This is a genomic window from Amycolatopsis sp. NPDC114484, assembly GCF_055633755.1.
The window spans coordinates 96148-114804 of record NZ_JBVKDQ010000003.1; the positions used below are offsets into that span (position 1 = coordinate 96148).

Annotated in this window: 15 protein-coding genes and 1 pseudogene; 7 read left to right on the plus strand and 9 right to left on the minus strand. The window is 68.7% G+C overall.

Going from position 1 to position 18657, the window contains the following annotated elements; genetic code table 11:
• Position 1: 1 nt before the first annotated feature.
• The 4 genes from ACZ7SW_RS09875 to dnaK are packed head-to-tail and all read right to left on the minus strand — an operon-like array spanning position 2 to position 3589.
• A complete protein-coding gene (locus ACZ7SW_RS09875) occupies positions 2-307 on the minus strand; it encodes a chaperone modulator CbpM (protein WP_470230014.1) in 306 nt (101 codons plus the stop codon).
• The gene (locus ACZ7SW_RS09880) at positions 304-1212 is read right to left on the minus strand and encodes a DnaJ C-terminal domain-containing protein (RefSeq protein WP_470230015.1); all 909 of its coding nucleotides are present in this window, start codon (positions 1210-1212) and stop codon (positions 304-306) included. Before ACZ7SW_RS09880 ends, ACZ7SW_RS09875 begins: the two co-directional genes overlap by 4 nt.
• Positions 1212-1706, minus strand: a complete 495-nt coding sequence (locus ACZ7SW_RS09885) for a nucleotide exchange factor GrpE (protein WP_470230016.1) — start codon at positions 1704-1706, stop codon at positions 1212-1214. Before ACZ7SW_RS09885 ends, ACZ7SW_RS09880 begins: the two co-directional genes overlap by 1 nt.
• A 5-nt stretch (positions 1707-1711) precedes the next feature.
• Positions 1712-3589 (minus strand): molecular chaperone DnaK, encoded by a 1878-nt coding sequence (gene dnaK / locus ACZ7SW_RS09890; protein ID WP_470230017.1) that lies wholly within the window; start codon positions 3587-3589, stop codon positions 1712-1714.
• 658 nt (positions 3590-4247) lie between these two features.
• Between dnaK and ACZ7SW_RS09895 the strand changes: the two genes are divergently transcribed.
• Positions 4248-4730 carry an LLM class oxidoreductase gene (locus tag ACZ7SW_RS09895; RefSeq protein ID WP_470230018.1) on the plus strand — a complete coding sequence of 161 codons (483 nt, stop codon included), beginning with the start codon at positions 4248-4250 and terminating at the stop codon, positions 4728-4730.
• A gap of 47 nt (positions 4731-4777) precedes the next feature.
• Here the strand turns inward: ACZ7SW_RS09895 and ACZ7SW_RS09900 are convergent, their stop codons facing one another.
• From ACZ7SW_RS09900 to ACZ7SW_RS09920, 5 genes are all read right to left on the minus strand, one after another.
• Entirely contained in the window at positions 4778-5509 is a 732-nt protein-coding gene (locus tag ACZ7SW_RS09900) for a glycoside hydrolase family 75 protein (protein WP_470230019.1), read from the minus strand.
• Between the two features lie 190 nt (positions 5510-5699).
• On the minus strand, positions 5700-7232 hold the full coding sequence (locus ACZ7SW_RS09905; RefSeq protein ID WP_470230020.1) for an eCIS core domain-containing protein: 1533 nt from the start codon (positions 7230-7232) through the stop codon (positions 5700-5702).
• Between the two features lie 82 nt (positions 7233-7314).
• Positions 7315-8433 carry a serine hydrolase domain-containing protein gene (locus ACZ7SW_RS09910; RefSeq protein ID WP_470230021.1) on the minus strand — a complete coding sequence of 373 codons (1119 nt, stop codon included), beginning with the start codon at positions 8431-8433 and terminating at the stop codon, positions 7315-7317.
• A gap of 123 nt (positions 8434-8556) precedes the next feature.
• On the minus strand, positions 8557-9582 hold the full coding sequence (locus tag ACZ7SW_RS09915; RefSeq protein WP_470230022.1) for an alpha/beta fold hydrolase: 1026 nt from the start codon (positions 9580-9582) through the stop codon (positions 8557-8559).
• A 91-nt stretch (positions 9583-9673) separates the two neighbouring features.
• A complete protein-coding gene (locus ACZ7SW_RS09920) occupies positions 9674-12376 on the minus strand; it encodes an AAA family ATPase (protein ID WP_470230023.1) in 2703 nt (900 codons plus the stop codon).
• 113 nt (positions 12377-12489) lie between these two features.
• Between ACZ7SW_RS09920 and ACZ7SW_RS09925 the strand changes: the two genes are divergently transcribed.
• The 6 genes and pseudogenes from ACZ7SW_RS09925 (at position 12490) to ACZ7SW_RS09950 (ending at position 18657) form a co-directional block, all read left to right on the plus strand.
• Positions 12490-14010, plus strand: a complete 1521-nt coding sequence (locus tag ACZ7SW_RS09925) for a tannase/feruloyl esterase family alpha/beta hydrolase (protein WP_470230024.1) — start codon at positions 12490-12492, stop codon at positions 14008-14010.
• A 114-nt stretch (positions 14011-14124) separates the two neighbouring features.
• Entirely contained in the window at positions 14125-14619 is a 495-nt protein-coding gene (locus tag ACZ7SW_RS09930) for a DUF6130 family protein (protein WP_470230025.1), read from the plus strand.
• A 51-nt stretch (positions 14620-14670) separates the two neighbouring features.
• On the plus strand, positions 14671-15621 hold the full coding sequence (locus tag ACZ7SW_RS09935) for a LysR substrate-binding domain-containing protein (protein ID WP_470230026.1): 951 nt from the start codon (positions 14671-14673) through the stop codon (positions 15619-15621).
• A 55-nt stretch (positions 15622-15676) separates the two neighbouring features.
• A complete protein-coding gene (locus ACZ7SW_RS09940; protein WP_470230027.1) occupies positions 15677-16225 on the plus strand; it encodes an SCO family protein in 549 nt (182 codons plus the stop codon).
• Positions 16226-16344: 119 nt separating this feature from the next.
• Positions 16345-17796 (plus strand): annotated as a pseudogene (locus ACZ7SW_RS09945) (linalool dehydratase/isomerase domain-containing protein).
• A gap of 9 nt (positions 17797-17805) precedes the next feature.
• A complete protein-coding gene (locus ACZ7SW_RS09950; protein ID WP_470230028.1) occupies positions 17806-18657 on the plus strand; it encodes a fumarylacetoacetate hydrolase family protein in 852 nt (283 codons plus the stop codon).

The window sequence follows — 18657 nt, forward strand, 5'->3', positions numbered from 1 at the left end:
GTCAGTCTCCGCTGCGTCGGGACCGGAGGTCCGCTTCGAGGTCTGCGATGCGGTCGAGCAGGTCGGCGACGAGGCCGACCGCGGCGTAGTTCAGCGAGAACCCGGCGCGCAACCGCTGGATCCGGGCCGCCGCGGACACCTGCGCGACCGGGTACCACCATTCGCCGCGCGCGTCCTCGACCGGTTCCAGCAGGCCGAGCACGGTGAACCGGCGGACCAGCTCCGGATGCAGCCCGGTCGCGTGCGCGAACGTCGGCAGATCCAGATGCGCCGCGCCGGGGCGGCGGCGCACGAGCGCGTAGGTCATCCCGGCCTCCTCGGGTTTTCGTCGGTGGCCGCGGCCAATTCCTCGTAGAGCTTGCGCTGCTCGTCGGTCAATTCCTTGGGGACGACGATCTTGACCGCGGCGTACAGATCGCCGGGATTTCCCCGGGAATTCGGGATACCGCGTCCGCGCAATCGCAGCTTCCGCCCGCTGGACGTCCCCGCCGCGATCTTCAGCTTCGCTTCGCCACCGCCGGGGAGGTCCATCGCGACGGTCGCGCCCAGTGCTGCTTCCGTTGGCAGCAAAGGAAGATCGACGGTCACGTCCCGTCCTTCTATTTGGTAGCGCTTGTCGTGCAGCAGATGCACCACCAGGTACAGGTCGCCGCGCGGTGCGCCTTCGCCACTGCCGTAGCCGCCCTGTCCGGCCAGCCGGATGCGCTTGCCGTCGATCACTCCGGCCGGGATGTTGACGTCGACCGTGCGCGAACCCTCCGGGCCGTCGAGGGTGAAGGAACGCCGTCCGCCGCGGAATGCCTCGTCCAGGCTGATCTCTACGCCGGCTTCCTGATCGGCACCGGGGATCGGGCCGCGCGGACGGCCCTGGAAGCCGCCGCCGAACATGCCGCCGAAGAGGTCCTCGAAGTTGATTCCTTCGGTGCTCTGGAAACCGGGGCCCGCTTTGGCGCGCGCGTAGGTCTCCGGGTCCATGTCCGGAGGAACCTGCCGGAAGTCCTTCCCGAAGGCGTCGTAGCGCTTGCGTTTCTCCGGTTCGGAGAGCACGTCGTAAGCCTCGGAGACGGCTTTGAACTTCTCCTCCGCCCCCGGATCCTTGTTCACGTCCGGGTGGTACTTGCGGGCAAGCTTTCGGTACGCCTTCTGGATCTCGTCCTGGCCCGCTGTCCGGGAAACGCCGAGCAGCTGGTAAAAGTCCTCGCTATCGCTCATCAATCCGCCTTCGCGACAACGACCGCCGCGGGCCGCAACTGGTTCTCCGCGTCGCCGTAACCGGGGCGCACGACTTGGGCCACCGTGCCCGGCTCGACGTCGCCGGTCTGCACCGCGCTGACCGCCTCGTGCAGGTGCGGATCGAACGGTGTCCCCGTCTGGTCCGCGTGCCGGGGGAAACCGAGGTTGGCCATCGCCGTGTCGGCCTGCGCCCGCACCGCCTCGACGCCGGAGACGAAGGCTTTCGGATCCGCTTCGGCATGCCCGAGCGCCAGGTCCAGGTTGTCCAGCACGGTCAGCAGTTCCTGCGCCGCCCGCTTGCGTTCCTGCTGGCGCACCTGCACGGTGTCGCGCACAGTGCGCTTGCGGAGGTTGTCGAGATCGGCCATCGCCGTGCGCCAGTTGTTCTCCAGTTCGGCGACCCTGGACTGGAGCCAGGACACGTCGGGGGTGCCTTCCGGTTCCGCGGCGGCCTCTTGCTGCTTGTCCTCCATGGCGATCAGGAGGTGGTGAATTCGGCGTCGACCACGTCGTCACCGTCGTCGCCGTCGCCGGAGGGCTTCCCCGCGGAAGGCGCCTCGGCCGCGGTCGCCGCGAGCCCGTGGAACAGCTGCTGCAGTTCCGACGTCATCGAGCGCAACCTCTCCAGGCTCGGCTCGTCCTGTTCGAGGAGGTCCCGGGCATCCACGGCAAGGTTCTCCGCGCGCGCCTTTTCGTTAACCGGCACCGCGTCCCCGAGTTCCGCGATGCTTTTCTCCACCTGATACACCGCGCTGTCCAGCGTGTTGCGGGCATCGACGACCTCGCGCAGCTTCGCGTCCTCGGCCCGGTGCGCCTCCGCGTCAGCGACCATCCGATCGACGTCCGCGGAGTCCAAATTGGAACTCTCCGAAATCGTGATCGTCTGCTCCCGGCCGGAATTGGTGTCCTTGGCCGACACGTTCAGAATGCCGTTCGCGTCGATGTCATAGGTGACCTCGATCTGCGGCACCCCGCGCGGCGCGGGCGGGATGTTCTCCAGCCGGAACCGGCCCAGCACGCGGTTGTCCGCCGCCTTCTCGCGCTCGCCCTGCAGGACGACGATGTCCACCGCGGACTGGTTGTCCTCGGCAGTGGAGAAGGTTTCCTTGCGCCGGGCCGGAATCGTGGTGTTGCGGTCGATGACCTTCGTCATCACCCCGCCCATCGTCTCGATGCCCAGCGACAGCGGGGTGACGTCCAGCAGCAGGACGTCCTTCGCCTCGCCCTTGATGATCGCCGCCTGGACCGCCGCGCCGAGAGCGACGACCTCGTCCGGGTTGACCGTCATGTTCGGGTCCTTGCCGCCGGTCATCCGCCGCACCAGCGACTGCACCGCCGGGATGCGCGTCGAACCGCCGACCAGGATGACCTCGTCGATGTCGTTCGCGGTCAGCTTCGCGTCCGCCAGTGCCCGCTCCACCGGCACCTTGCAGCGCTCTACCAGGTCGGAGGTGATCTGGTCGAAAGTGGAACGCATCAGCGTGGTGTTGAGGTGCTTCGGGCCCGAGCCGTCCGCGGTGATGAACGGCAGATTGATCGTGGTCTGCGTGACCGAGGACAGCTCTTCCTTCGCCTTCGACGCGGCTTCGAACAACCGTTGCAGCGCTTGCGGATCCGCGCGCAGGTCGATGCCGTTCTCCCGCTCGAACTGATCCGCGAGATGATCGACCACCCGCCGGTCGAAATCGTCCCCGCCCAGATGCGTGTCGCCGGCGGTCGAGCGCACCTCGACCACGCCGTCGCCGATGTCCAGCACGCTCACGTCGAACGTCCCGCCGCCGAGGTCGAACACCAGCACCGTCTCGTGCTGCTTCTTGTCCAGCCCGTAAGCCAGCGCCGCCGCGGTCGGCTCGTTGATGATCCGCAGCACCTCGAGCCCCGCGATGCGCCCCGCGTCCTTGGTGGCCTGCCGCTGCGCGTCGTTGAAATACGCCGGAACCGTGATGACCGCCTCGGTCACCTTCTCGCCCAGGAACTTCGACGCGTCGTCCACCAGCTTGCGCAACACGAGCGCCGAAACCTCCTCCGGTGCGTACTTCTTGCCGTGGACGTCGAACCGCACCGCGTCGTCCGGCCCCGGCACGACGTCGTAGGAGACCGCGTCGATCTCGCTGGCCACCTCGTCGTAGCGGCGGCCGATGAACCGCTTCGCCGACGAGATCGTGCCCTTCGGGTTCATGATCGCCTGCCGCCGGGCGAGCTGCCCGACCAGCCGCTCGCCCGAATCGGTGTACGCGACCACCGACGGGGTCGTGCGAGCCCCGTCCGCGTTGGCGATCACCTCGGGCTGACCGCCCTCCAGCACCGCGATGACCGAGTTGGTCGTCCCCAAGTCGATGCCTACCGCTTTCGCCACGACGGTTTCCTTCCGGGTTCTTTTCAGGACGGGTTCGGGGTCTGGTGTACTGGAGGCGGAAAGCATCGTCAAGGCAAGATGATCTTCACTGAAAGCGCTACCAGCGCAATTAACGGACGATTGTCGGGAGCGCCAAAGAATATTGTTCCGCGACACAATCGGATGGCTTCGCCGGGGACGCCGGGCAAGCCGGGCGCCCGGTGCCTATAGTGACGCGCTGACGCCACAGCACAAGGACAAATCTGACCATTACGACAGGTTTCGGACATCCGTCGCGGCTGATCCGCAACGCTGGCCTTGGTGCCAGAATCGCGGTTCGCGAGAATTCTTCACCGTGCCGCTCCTGCGACGGGAACGCAAACCCGGGTGCGCACCTCAATTGCGGGCAGGCTTCTAATTCTGTGCCGCGGCGATACCAGTTGAGGCTATTGCACAGCTTGAAGCAGAGCGCCGTCCGCATCCCGGCCGCGTTCTGCAGCGGCATGGGCATCGAGCCGAGAGACGGACGCATCCCGATGCACCCGCCCAGCGTCTTGGGGACCCTCGCGCACGCCGGACCACTTGCTCGCCCGGTAGCCGACGTCGCCGCGTTGGCCGAGCCGGGCTTGCGCGTCGAAGAGGTCGACCGTGATTTCCCTGACCGGCAAGCACATTCGACGTGCCGTGGTCCGTCGGCGCCGCCTACATCGTCCGTCGTTACAGCGGCACGGGCTCGCTCGATCTCGGCCTGCGGGCACTCATCGAACGAGGCTCCCAGCGCTCGACAGCCGACTATCTCGACGCGCAAAGCGAACTCGCCGCGCTCAAAGCGATCTGGACCGCCGACGAGGCCGAATTCCACGGCGAGCACCTCGACTTCGGCTCAGCCGCGCTCGACCGGCTCGCCCGTTACGGCGACGAATGGCTGCCCCGCGCGAAAACCCCGGTCGACGAGCTGCGGCGCGCGCCTTCTTGGCTGGCCGATCAAGGTCGCGCCGACGTCCGCACCACCCTCTGCGGGGCCACTTTGGACTCTGACGTCGCCGCCTATGCCGAGGCCGGATTGGATCGGGAGACGTTCACCCCGCCACCGCTGCCGGAACGGGAAACGGTGCAATACCTCGACAAACTGGCGGCACACATCGAATGGCAGACAAGCTGATGCGGTCACTGCCAGCTTCGGCAGTGACCGCATCAGGTGATGGAAGACTAGATACCCATGCTCGCGCCGAGAGTGTCCAGCGCCTTGTTGACCATGCCCTGAGCCGCGGCGTTCAGGTTGGCGTTGGTGCCGTTCACGACCCAGTCCGAGCCGGAGAACATCACCACGGTCACGCCGTTGTCGACGCCGCCGTCCGTGCCGCTGCTGTTGATGCCGAGCAGCGAGGCCGCCTTCACCGAAGCTTCGCCCAATTCGCGGGAATCGTTGTCCGAAGTGTCCTGGTCGTTCGCGGTCTGCGTGTCGCCGAAGATCGCGCCGATCACCTTGCTCTTGTAGAACATCAGCGCGAACTGCCTGCCCTTGATGCCGTGTTCCTTGTAGAAGAAGTGCGGGCAGGGGCTCTTCTTGTCGTAACAGTCGTCGCCGAGGACGTAGAACGGAACCTTGTGCGCGCCGAGCGACTTTCCGTTGCTGTCCTTGAAAGTCGTCGTGCCCTGGTGGTCGGGATCGGGGTCGGGGTCGCTGCCGTCGGTGTCGACGGCCAGGCCGGAACCGTAGGCGTAGACGCCCTTCGCCACCTGGTAGACGTTGACGTTCTTGGCCCGCGTCATGGTGTTGATGTGCGGTTTGGAGTTGACCTTGTTCGCGTCCGTGCTGTTCTTCTTGACCCCGGCCAGCACCTCCGCCGCCGTGTACGACTTGGCAGCGGTGTCCGTGGTGGACGCGTGAGCGGAGTTGACGGCGAGCGGGACGGCGAGCGCCAGAGCGGCGCCGACCACAGCGAAACGCCTACGGGAGGATGACATGACCGGGCGACCTCCAGCCTTCATTAGGAAAACTTCCTAATGAAGTGAACCATCCGTGACCGGTCGTTGTCACGAGGTCACTTCGAGAAAGTTCGGGGACAGCGCCTGGTGCTGGGAATCCACGCGGGACAGGTGCCGCTGAACGGAACGCGGCACGGTCCGGCTAGTGCAGCTCGAAGGTGTAAACCTGGCGCCCGTCCACGAACAGATAAATCTGGACGACCCGGCTCGCGCGGTGCGGCAGAGCGTCGCGCATTGCGAAGAAGATCGTCTTCATCGCCTGGAAAATCGTGGTGCGGTCCCGCACCGCTCCGTAACTGCTCTGGAGATCCAGGCGCACACTGGATTGATTGTTCTTCTGCGCGCCGTCGAGACGTGCCGCGACGGTGGTGGCGAACTCGCCCGCCAGGGAGTAGTCCCCTTCCCGCTCGGTGCCGCGCGCTTCCGGCGGCGTCAGCGACAGCGGGTCGAACTGCCGGGCCGCGTCCAAGACGGCCTTGCTCGGCGAAGCCGGCGGGAGGTTCGGCTTGGGCGGATCCTTCCGCGGAGAGAGGTCGAACGGGATCGACGGGCCCTTGATGATCTTCTCGCCGGGCGCGGACGGAACCGGCGGCGCGATCGACGGCGGCACGACCTGTGCATAGGGGCTGCCCGCACCTGCCTGCTGACGTTCCATGGCCTTGCCGGGCTGTTGTCTGATCAAGCCCTCCACCACGCTGTGAATGGAGCCCCGTTCCGCAGGGGTAACGCGCGCCTGGTCCATCGCCGTGTCGACTAGCTGAATCAATCCCGAGGCAACGGCCGATTTGGCGCCGTCCACGATGAGCTTCCGCAAGCCGTCGGACAGCTTCATGCTGCGGAGGATCGGCGCTAGGGTCGAGTCGACGACCACGGCACCGGCCGCCTCCCCCACGTTCTTCGGCCTTTTGTCCGGTTCCGCCCGCGCCGGACCGGCACGCAAGGAGTCCAGCCGCTTCGCCGGAATGGTGGCGGGCAGCTGTTTGGCGACCGCGTGCGCGAGGCTGTGCGGCGTGCCGGGCACCGCTCCGGCCAACCACGCCTCAGCCCACGCCATCTTCATCGGATCACCGACGAACAGCGCCAGGATCGCGAACTTCACCTCGTCAGTGGTGCGCAGCGCCTGGCCGCCCTGTCCTCGCTGCACCTCGGTCAGGTAGCCGGTCAGCACCTCCTCGACCTTGTCGCGGGTCACGACCGGTTTCTCGCTGGTGCTGTCGGCCTGCCGCTGGATCGCCGCGACCGGGCCGCCGGGAACCGCCGACGACCCCGCGGCGGCCGCCCGCTCGGCCGGGTCCCCGGGGGCACTGACCCCTGGCACGAGGCGGCTCGCGTGCCGCTGCTGCACCACATGGGCCGCCTCGTGCGTCAGGAGGTGCTCGTCGGGATCGCCGGCGACCACGATGTCCTCGCCGGAGGTGTACGCGACCGCGTCCAGGTCCCGCGCGGAGCGGGCCGCCTCGGAACCGGTGTGCACCCGGACGCCGCTGAGGTCCTCGCCCCACCGGTCTTCCAGCCGACGGCGCGCCTCGGACGGGAGCGGAGTCCCCGACGAGCGCGCTGGGATCTGACTGAAGTCCGTTGAGATGGCAGTCGGCGTCTCCCGCGCGTCATCTGGCGCGACCTGAGATGCCGGACCAGGCGGTTGCCTCGTCGGACGGTGGTCGTGGGCCCGCATACCGCGCCTCGCTTCCGCTCGTCTCGCTGCGGCTTCAGCCCTCAGGATCGGCCTAGCGCGTCACCGTCGCATCACCGCCGCGTCAGGACGCGCAATAAGCCTTGAGCGCCGCGTTGCCGAGCGCGGTCTGTCCCGGGGTCGCAGCTCCCGCCAGATGGTTCTCGTTGGCCGCGACCAGCACCTGTTTGCCGCCGTCGTCGCTGGTCAGCCACAGGTTGTAATATCCCAGCACCCCGCCGCTGTGATTCCAGACCATCCCGCAAGCCGTCGGCGACAGGCCGATTCCCAGCCCGTACTGGTTGCCCGCGTTGTCGATCGGCACCGTGGTCTTCAGTTCGGTTTGCTGCTGCGGCGGCAGGAGTTTTCCGCTCAACAGCGCGCGTTCGAAGGTCGCCAGATCGTCCTCTGTGGACACAATGGCTCCCGCGGTCCCGAAAGCCTGCACATTGGAGACCGTGACGTCGTTGTAGAACGCGCCGAGCACGATGTAGTAGCCGTTCAGATAGTTACCGGCCAAACCGGGATCGGCGGTCGGGAAGGAAGTGTTGCTCAGGCCGAGCGGCTCGATGACGCGCCGCTGGATCTCCGCGGCCGGTTCGTTCCCGGTCACCGCCTTGATCACCATCCCGGCGACCACGTAGTTGGTGTTCGAGTAGTGGAACCCCGCGCCCAGCGACGCATGCGACGTCGCGATGTCCACCAGCGTCTGCGACGGCCACGGCTGACGAGGGTTGGTGTTCGCGACGTAGGAGCTGAGGAACCGGAGGTCGCCCGCGTAGTCCGGCAGGCCGGAGGTCTGGTGCAGCACCTGCCGGACGGTGATCTTGGTTCCGTCGTTCCCGTTGGCGTTCACCGCGCCGGGCAGCCAGCGGGCGAGCGGGTCGTCGAGGGACAGCTTGCCCTCGGCTTCCAGCTGCAGCAGGACGGCCGCGGTGAACGCCTTGGTGTCGCTGCCGATCCGGAACTGTGCTTTCGGGTCCGCCGGGGTCTTGGTGGTGAGGTTTCCGTACCCAGCGTGGATGTACTGGGCGGTTTCGCCGTTGCGGACCAGTCCGATCACCCCGGGATACCCCGCGCTGATCCCGGCCTGGGCGCCCGCTTGGAGGATCTCCGCCGGAGTCTCCGCCGAAGCCGGGCCGGCCAGACCGGTCAAGGCCACGGCCACGGCCACCGCGACAGCTCCGAAAGCTTTGCGTCTCATCGCACTCCTCGCATCGATGGTCGCCGGGTTCGCCGATTCCTGAACGGCCCCAGCGACTTCCGGCGAGAGGCGTGCGCACCGTATCCGCTTTCGATCAAACTTCGATGAATCGCCCGGGAAACCTCAGAGCTTCGCCGCGTCCAGGATCGCCTGCGCGAACGGTCGCGGTGCCTCCTGCGGCACGTTGTGCCCGACGCCGTCGAGAATCCGGTGCTCGTACTTCCCGGTGAACTTGGCGCGGTAGGCCTTGCCGTCCTTGGCCGCGCCGTCGAAGTCGCTGGCCAGCGTGATCGCCGGGACGCCAATGGTCGCGCCCGCGGCGAGTTTCTGTTCGTACGCCTCGTATTGCGGTTCGCCCGGGGCGAGGCTGAGCCGCCAGCGGTAGTTGTGGATGACGATCGCGACGTGGTCCGGATTGTCGAACGCCGCCGCGCTGCGGTTGTACGTCGCGTCGTCGAACTGCCAAGCAGGCGAGGCCGTCTTCCAGATCAGCTTGTTGAAATCGTTCCGGTTCGCCGCGTAACCGGCGCGCCCGCGCTCGGTCGCGAAGTAATACTGGTACCACCAGCCCAGTTCAGCGGCCGGGGGCAGCGGCTGGAGGTTGGCCTTGAGGTTGGCGACGATGTACCCGCTCGCCGGGACCACCGCCTGGCATCGCTCGGGCCACAACGCCGCGATCACCGCAGCTGTCCGGGAACCCCAGTCATAGCCGCCGAGAATCGCTTTGTCGATCTTCAACGTGTCCATCAGCGCGACGACGTCTTGCGCGATAGCGGTCTGCTGTCCATTTCGGACGGTGCTGGCAGACTTGAACACCGTCGGGCCGAAGCCGCGCAGGAAGGGGACGATCACCCGGAACCCTTGCGCGGCAAGCAGAGGCGCGACGTCGGCGTAGCTGTACGGGTCATACGGCCAACCGTGCAACAGCAGCACCGGTTTGCCGTTAGCCGGGCCGAATTCCGCGTATGCCATCGAAACGACACCGGCGTCGGCGTGCTTGATCGTGCCCAGCGAAGTGTGTTCGCCCGAGCCTGCTCGCAAGTCGGGAGCGGCGGCGGGCTGCGAGGCGGCAGGCGAGGAGCAGGCAGCGAGAGAGGTCGCCGCCAGACCGGCCGCGAACGCCTGGGTGAATCGTCTCCTGCTGATCATCTGAACTCCTGTGCGCGAGACCGTGGGACGGCCTCGACGCTAAAGAGCCCAGCCGCCGCCCGCGCCCGTCAGATGACGCAACCGGCGTAAGTCAGTCGCCCAGCGCCCGCACCGCGTCGGCCAGCTCGGCACGGGAACTGACGCCGAGCTTCGGGAAGATCCGGTGCAGGTGAGTCCCGACGGTCCGGTGCGAAAGATAGAGCCGCTGCCCGATCTCCCGGTTCGTCAGCCCCTCGGCGGCCAGCTGCGCGATGCTCAGCTCGTGCGGCGTCAGCTTGTCCCGCGCGTCCGGGCTGCGGTTCGGGCTCGACTCCCCCGCGCTGCGCAGCTCCCGCCGCGCCCGCTCGGCCCACGCCGTCAGACCGAGCGCGTCGAACGTCTCCCGCGCGGTACGCAGGTGCGCTCGCGATTCGACGACCCGGCGCTGCCGCCGCAACCACTCGCCGAACGCCAGGTGGACCCGCCCGCGCTCGGCCGGCCACCCGCTCAAGTCCGCCTGCAAAGCCACCGTGAACAGGTCTTCGGCGGTGTCCTTCGACGCGAGCACGGCCCGCGCGTACCTAAGCCCGATGTGCAACGCCGGGGCCGAGCTCGCATCGGCCAACGGCTCCAGCTCTGCCAGGATTTCCCGCATCGCCTCGGTCTGCCCGGCCCGGACGGCGGCCTCGGTCAGCTCCGCGACGCAGTACGCGCGCAAGGCCAGCTGGTAAGCCGGATCGGCGGGATCGAGCAGGCGGCGCAGGTCGGCGAACGCGTCCTCGTACCGGCCCTCGCTCAACCCCACGAGCCCGCGCGCGAGCTGGACCGTGGCCAGCACCGGCCGGGCACCCGCGGCGAGCCCGGCGCGTTCGGCCTCGTCCGCGAGCGCGTTCGCCTGCTTGTGGTCGCCCCGCAGGGCCGCGATCTCGGCCTGGACCGCCCGCGCGAGCCCGCCCATGAACGGCTGGCCCGTCTCCCGCGCGAGCCGGACGGCCTCGGCAGCAGACGGAGCCGCACCAGCCAGGTCGCCGAGCCGGACCCGGCTCCATGCCTGGACCGCCAGCGCTCGGGGCAACAACCCGAGCCGTCCTTGCGCCCGCAGCCCCGGCACCGCGGCCGTCGAAAAGCGGGCAGCCAGGTCGAATGCGCCGACCTGCAGGGAAGCGCTGCCCAGGTACCGGTCGGTTTCCGGATCAGCTCCGGCCGCGCCAGCGAGCACCCGAAGCTGCTCCAGCACTGCAGTGCCGCGCTCAAACGGCGCGACGTACGCGGCGACCGCGAGCAGGCGCGGGTCGTCGTCGGGGATGGGCAAGCCCGAAGCGACGTCCAGCAGCGTCCGACGGGCCGTCGCGCCGGGCTCGGCCCAGAAACACCGCATCGCGGCACCCCACAGGACCCGCATCGCAGCGTCGTCCTGCCCGTCGGCGGCGACGGATCCGGCGAGGGCCGCCAGCTCCCCGATCCGCGCGGGATCCTCCCGGACGCCGTCCTCGAAACTGCTGAGCAACTGGTTCGCAGTCGCCTTGCGGCGCGGGGAAAGCGACTCGTCGCGCACCAAGCGTTCAGCGGTCTCGCGGCGACCCGATTCGACCGCCAGCTCGGCGGCTCGCAGCAACCGGTCCGCCCGGGCGTCCGGGTCTTCGCTGAGCCGCGCCGCCTGCTCCAGCGCGGCGATCGCCGCGGCGGCCCCGCCTCGCCGCCTCGCTCGATCGGCCGCTGATTCCAAGGCGGCAGCCACGGTCTCGTCAGGTCCGGCGGCCGCCCGGGCTTGATGCCACGCACGCCGATCAGGCTGTTCGCGCACCGTCTCGGCCAACGCGAGCTGCGCCCGCCGCCGGTCGCCGAGCGTCGCGGCGGCGGGGATGGCCGAACGCATCAACGGGTGCCGGAAGGTCACACAGCCGACCGCGAACTCGACCAGCCGGGCGTCAACGGCGGGGCTCAGCACCTCGGGCTCGACCGGCGCGCCGAGCAAAATCCCCGTCGCGGCCAGGGTTTCCGCGATCGAGCCGGTCTCGTTGAGCGCCGCGACCAGCAGGGCTGCCCGGGTGGCTTCCGGCAGCGTCGCGACCCGGGAGGCGAACGTCCGCTCAAGCCGCTCGGTCAGCGGCAGGACCGGGTCGAGCACGTCGAGGTCAGCCACTGCCGCGGGAAGTTCGGTCAGCGCGAGCGGGTGCCCCGCGGACTCGGCGAGCAGCCGCGTCCGGACCATCGGGTCCAGCCGAGGCGCGACCGAGTCCAGCAGTTCCGCGGCGGCGTCGTCGGGAAGGCGGTCGAGCGGCATCGGCGAGAGACCGGCGTCGAGCAGCGGACCGGAATCGTCCCGGAGCGTGGCGATCAGCGCGATCGGCTCGGTCTCGATCCGCCGGGCGACGAAGGCCAGGACGTCCGCGCTGGCGCGGTCGAGCCAATGGACGTCCTCGGCGACGACCAGCACCGGCTTCGCGGCGGCGGCATCGGCCAGCAGCGTCAACGCGGCGAGCCCGACCAGATACGCGCTGGGTTCCGGCCCGTCGGCGAGCCCGAGCGCGGTCTCCAAAGCCGTCCGTTGCGGCGCGGGCAACCCGGCCACCTCGGCGCGAACAGGGTGCAGCAATCGGTGCAGCCCGGCGTAGGGGAAGTCCTGCTCGGCCTCGGCTCCGGTCGTGCGCAGCACCCGCGTCCCCGCCACCGAAGCGGCTGCCGCGGCGGCGGCGACCAGCGCGGACTTCCCGATGCCCGCCTCGCCCCGGATGAGGACGCCGACCCGTCCTTCCGGGCCGTCGACCAGCTCAGTCAGCTCCTTGAGCTCGGCGTCCCGTCCGCGCAGCGTCATGATCCCTGACGATACCGGGAGCCGACGTACGGCAACGGCGTCGTCCGACGGGCGCGAAGGGCGCCGTGACCGCCTTAGTTTCAGCTGAAAGCGACCCTCCACAAAGGAAAGCGATGAGACGCACCCGAACCCTTCTCTCGGCGTTGCCGCTCGCGGCGCTGCTGGTGACCACCGTCACCCAGCTCGCGCCCAGCGCCGCCGCGGCTGAGACCACTGCCTGCGCCACTGTCCCGGTCACCGCGCCCAGCGGCGCGAAGATCGAATCGGTGCAGGCCGACCCGAAGCCCGGCTACTGCGAAATCACCGTCACGCTCACGCACCCCGGGGCCAATGACCACGTCAAGGTCGCCGTGGCACTGCCGCGGACCGGGTGGACCGGACGGCTCCAGGCGGTCGGCGGAAGCGCGTACGCCGCCGGCGACTTCGGCGCACCGCTCGCCCAGGCCGCCAAGGACGGCTACGCGGGCGTGACCACCGACGCCGGCGTCCTGACCGGGCTCGACACCTCGTGGGCGCTGACCGCGCCGGGCAAGGTCAACCAGCCGCTGCTGACGAACTTCGCGACTCGCTCGGTGCACGAGGCCGCGCTGCTCGGCAAGGACGTCACGCAGCGGTTCTACCACCGGCCGGTGACCTATTCGTACTGGAACGGCTGCTCAACTGGCGGCCGTCAGGGCTACTCCGAGGCACAGAACTACCCCGGCGATTTCGACGGCATCCTGGCGAACGCGCCTGCGGTCCACTGGACGCAGTTCGCGGTCGCGACGCTCTGGCCGCAGATCGTGATGAACCAGGAGCACGACTTCCCGAGTTCCTGCGTCTTCAGCGCGTTCCGGCAGGCCGCGGTCAAGGCGTGCGACGCGAACGACGGGGTCAAGAACGGCATCGTCGACCGGCCGGACGAATGCAGCTACGACCCGCGCGGCCTGATCGGCACGAAGGTCGTCTGCGACGGCAAGGAATTCACCGTCACGGCCAAGGACGCCGACGTCGTGCGCAAGATCTGGGCCGGGCCGACCGACGAACGCGGCCGGAAGCTGTGGGACGGCCTCCCGAAGGGCGCCGACTTCACCTGGCTCGCCGGCACCGACGACACCCCGTCCGCGCCCGGGTTCCCGGTGGCGGTCAAGTGGGTGCAGTCGTTCGTCGCCAAGCAGGCCGGTTTCGACACCTCGAAGCTCACCTACGCCCAGTTCGCCCAGGTGTTCCGCCAGTCGGTGCGGGAGTACGACGACGTCATCGGCACCGCCGGCCCGGACCTGTCGGCCTTCCACCGGACCGGCGGCAAGCTGCTGACCTTCGTCGGCTCGGACGACCAGCTCATCCCGCCCGGCGGCACGCTGCGCTACCGCGCCGAGGTCGAACGGGCGATGGGCGGCTCCCACCGGGTGAACGACTTCTACCGGCTGTTCCTGGCCCCCGGCGTCGAACACTGCGGCGGCGGGACGGGCGCGGCGCCCACGAACCAGCTCGGCGCGCTGGTCGACTGGGTCGAGCACGGCAAGGCCCCGGCCACCTTGGCGGCCGCCACCGCGGACGGGAAGCAGACCCGCGACCTGTGCGCGTACCCGCGAGTGTCGCGGTACAAGGGCTACGGCGACCCGGCCGTCGCGTCCAGCTACCGCTGCCGCTGACCTGTGCCGTGCGTGCCGACCCCAGCGGCACGCACGGCACTTCCCCAGCGACGTACACCGATGCGGTCATCTGACAGACGCGAAGATGATCGACATCGACCTAGTTTTCTTTCTATGCCTCAGTTTCTTCGCACCGCGATCCTCGGTTCGGCCGTCTTGCTGGCAACCGCGTGCTCGGCCTCCGCCACTCCGTCAGCTCCGGAGGCTCCGGTGGCTCCGGTGGCCGCCCCTCCTGCCGCGGCCTCGGACTGGCCGCCCGCCCCCGTCGTCCCGCTGCCGACCCAGCCGCCGCCCGCGCTCGTCGTCGACGCTCCGCTGCCGGAGCAGCTCGCCATGGGCCTGGTCGTCCTGCGGTACCGGGCGGAAAACCTGCGGATCGTCCCGGTCTACGGCCCCGCCGCGCTCGACGTCTCCCCGCGCGCCGGCCACATCCACGTCACGGTCGACGACGCGCCGTGGCACTGGGCCGACGGCAGCGGCGAACCGCTGATCATCCAGGCGCTGCCGCCCGGCCCGCACAAAGTGTGGATCGGGCTGGCCGACCCGACGCACAAGGTGCTGGACAGCAAGACCGTGAGTTTCGTCGTGCCGGTGGGCGGCCACCACTGAGCGGACCGGCAGAATCGAGCCCATGCGACCAGTTCGACGCGGGGGTTCCGGATGACCGACCGAGCCGATCTCGTCGACGGCAGGCTCAAGCTGCGGCACCTGCGGTACGTCGTGGCCATCGCCGAGCACGGGTCGCTGGTCGCCGCGGCCGAGCGGCTGCACGTGACCCAGCCGGTGCTGACCCGCGGGCTGCGCGAACTCGAATCCATCGTCGGGGTCGAACTGTTCGAGCGCGGTCCGCGCGGGATGGCGGCGACGCTGTTCGGCGAGGTGTTCGTCGACCACGCCAAGGCCGTGCTCGCCGAACTCCGCCAGGCCGGGCGGCATCTCGGAGAGCTGGTCGACGGCCACGCCGGCACCGTCACGATCGGCACCTTCCTCGCCGGCGCGAGCGTGCTGCTGCCCCGCGCGGTCGCGCGGGTGAAAGCCGTCGCCCCCGACCTGACCGTCATCATCCGGCACGGCGGCCCGGAAGCGCTGTACGAGGCGCTGCTCGCCGGTGACGTCGACCTCGTCGTCGGCACACTCGAACCGGCGCACAACGACCGGCTGCGCCAGCACCACCTCTACTACGAACCCGCCCGTGTGGTGGCGCGAAGCCAGCATCCCGCGCACCGGCGGCCCGGGCTCACGATCGCCGACCTGATCGGAGAGCTCTGGTCGTTGCCGCCCGCCGACAACCCGCAGCGGCGGCAACTGGAAGAACACCTCCTGCGCCGCGGCCTCTCGACCCCGGCCAACCGCATCGAATGCGGTTCGTTCCTCGCGGTGCGCGCCATCGCGCTGGAGACCGACACCCTGGTCGTGATGCCGCAGCTGGTCGCCGAGACCGAGCCAGGGCTGGCCGCGCTCCCGGTCGACCTCGGCATCGTGGAATCGGTCGGCGTCACGCTGCCCGCGGGCAGGCAGCCGACCCCGACGATGCTGCTGATGACGCGGAAGCTGGACGAGGTCGCGGCCGAGATCCGGGCGACGATCACCGGCTATGCCCAACCGACATAGTCGAGCACCAACGCGGCATTGGACGGGCATGGCCACGGCTCCTAGCGTGTGAGTCATGGAAATGAATTCCTCCTGCTGCACCCCTCCCGGTTCCGGTTCGGCGACTATTGTGCGCCCGGTTCCGACAGTCGGCGGAAGTTTCCGGCTGATCGACGATTCCGGCGCCGCGGTCACCGAGCGTTCCTATTTCGGCAGCTATCTGCTCGTCTTTTTCGGGTTCACGCATTGCCGGACCGTATGCCCGCCGGCGCTGACCCGGATCGACCAGGCACTCGCGCGCCTCGGCGATCTCGCGAATCGTGTGCGAGCCCTTTACGTGACCGTCGATCCGGAACGCGACACCCCGGAGGTCCTGCGCGCCTTTCTGACCGCCAACCACTCGCGGATCACCGGGCTCACCGGATCCGCCGGGGAAATCGAATCGGCGAAGAAGGCCTATCACGTGCACGCCCGCCGCGTCGACGACCCGGACGGCTACCGGATGCCGCACAGCGCGTTCACCTATCTCATGGGCCCCGGCGGCGAATACCTCACCCATTTCGTCGATACGGTGGACAGCAACGAAATCGCCGCCACGCTAGAGTCCTTCCTGGCGCGGCAGTGATGTCCGCGGCTCCGGACATTTCGGGATATCCCGCACTCGACGACAAACAGGCGGGCCACGTCCAGCACGTGCGCAATCTGATCGCCCAGCAGGACAACGAATGGGCGAACATGGGCAGCATGCTGTGGGGCCAGGAATGGACCGACGCCTACCGCTACCAGCTCACTCAGATGGCTTATACGCTGGGATTCGCGCATTTTCACCATCTTCCCGCAGCGCCCGGCGCGTTCCGTCCGGCGTTCGAGGAGATCATCCGGAAAATGCAGCTTCCGGAGGTGTGGGCGTATTGGCGCGAGACCAGCCGGGGAAGCCGCCGCAACAATCCGGACCTCACGGAATTGCGCGAGGGCTGGCGTGATCCGGTCGTGAAAGAAAACATCATGTACAGCGGCCCGTTCTTCGCGATGCTCGGCATGCACAGCATGCTGTTCGACAGCGACCACTACGACCGGGCCGGGGCGCTTTCCTTTCGCTGGGACCCGCTGTTCCAGGGACTCGGCACCGAGATCTACGAGTACTCGCTCAGCTCGCTCGCCGACAACCTGTACTGGCAGATGGCCGAACAGGGCTGGTACGGCATCGTCTGCGAACCCAACTGCCTGTTCCTCGTCTGCAACCAGTTCCCGATCCTCGGCTTCCGCTTCCTCGACCTGCGCAAAGGCACGTCGGTCGCCGACGAGGTCACCCAGGCCTACCAGGCGGCGTGGGACCAACGGGGCATCCTCAACGAGTACGGCGAGTACTGGCGGCTCTAGCTGGGCGAGCAGAACCGTCCGGAAATGCCCTTGGAAGGCGGCGGCAACGCCTGGACGGCGCTGAACCTGAACGCCTGGAACCGCGACCTGGTGCACCGGCTCTACCCGGACCAGATCCGCGACGAAATCCGGCGCACCCCGGACGGCCTGGTCACCCTCGCCGAGCCGACCGCGGCCCTGGAAGCCCGCAAAGCCCGCCACGCCGGCCGGAAACCCGAATTCACCCGCGACCTGGATTTCGCCTGGCGCGCCCCGGCTTTCGGCTACGTCGCGGCTTGCACGGCCGAGGTCGGCGACCACGAGAACCTGCGCGGGCTCCTCGGCTACGCCGACGCTTACCTGAATCCGACGTGGGAGAACGGCGGCCTGTTCTACCCGCGCGAGGACCGGTCGTTCGACGAGAACGGCAACATGATCTTCATGGACCGGCTGACCGGGAACGCGATGCTCGGCTACGCCAGGCTGAACGTCACCGACGGGCTGTGGAACATGTACCGCCATCCGTGGACCGCGGACCATTTCCGCGAGCCGGGCGTGCTCGGGATCGACGGACGGGCCGAGTTCCTCCGTGCCTGGTACGACCGGGAAAAGTCGTTGCTGGCGCTGACGTTGCGGCCGGTGGCCGGGAAGCGGACCGACGTGACGCTGCGGATCGGCAACGTCCGCCGGCCCTGGAAGCTGTTCCGCGACGAGGTGCTCGCCGCCGATTCCGCCGGTCTGGAATCACCCGGCCCGCGCACCCGGACCGAGGCGACCGACCTCGTCGTCAGCCTTCCGCTGCCGGTCCGGACAAATCTGACGCTCTGTTTCGAATAGGAGAAAATCGTGAAACTGGCCAATGTGGACGGCCGGGCCGTCCTGGTGACCGCCGAGGACAAGGGAATCGACGTCGCCAAGGCGTCGGGCGGCCTCTTCGGACTCGGCTCCCTCTACCAGAACTGGGCCGAATTCCAGGCCTGGGCGAAGAAGCTCACGGCCGAACCCGACGTCGTCTTCACCCGCGCCGAGCTGGGTCCGCCCTCCCCCGCCCCGCGGCAGATCGTCGCGATCGGACTCAACTACGACGCCCACGCCGCCGAGTCCGGTTTCGCCGCGCCGGACGGTCTTCCCCCGGTGTTCACCAAATTCGTTTCCTCGCTGACCGGCCCCGACGCCGAAGTCGTGCTGCCGCCGGGCGGCAACGTCGACTGGGAGGTGGAACTGGTCGCGGTCGTCGGCCGGACCGCTACTCGGGTCGAGGAATCCGAGGCGTGGGAGCACATTGCCGGGGTGACGATCGGGCAGGACCTCTCCGAGCGCGTCTCGCAATTGGCTGGCCCGGCCCCGCAATTCAGCCTGGGCAAGTCTTTTCCGAATTTCGCGCCGGTCGGACCTTGGCTGGTCACGCCGGACGAGCTGCCGGATCGCGACGATTTGGCGCTGTCGTGCGCGGTCGACGGCGAGACCGTGCAAGACGGCCGCACTCGCGAGCTGATCTTCCCGGTCGCCCGGCTGATCTCCGCGCTGTCGCGGACGATCACCCTGTACCCGGGCGATCTCGTCTTCACCGGAACCCCGGCCGGAGTAGGCCTCGGCCGTACCCCGCAACGGTTCCTGCGGCCCGGGGAAGAACTGGTCAGCCGGATCGAAGGCCTCGGCGAAATGCGGCAGACCTTCGTCGCGGCGCGGGAGGACTGA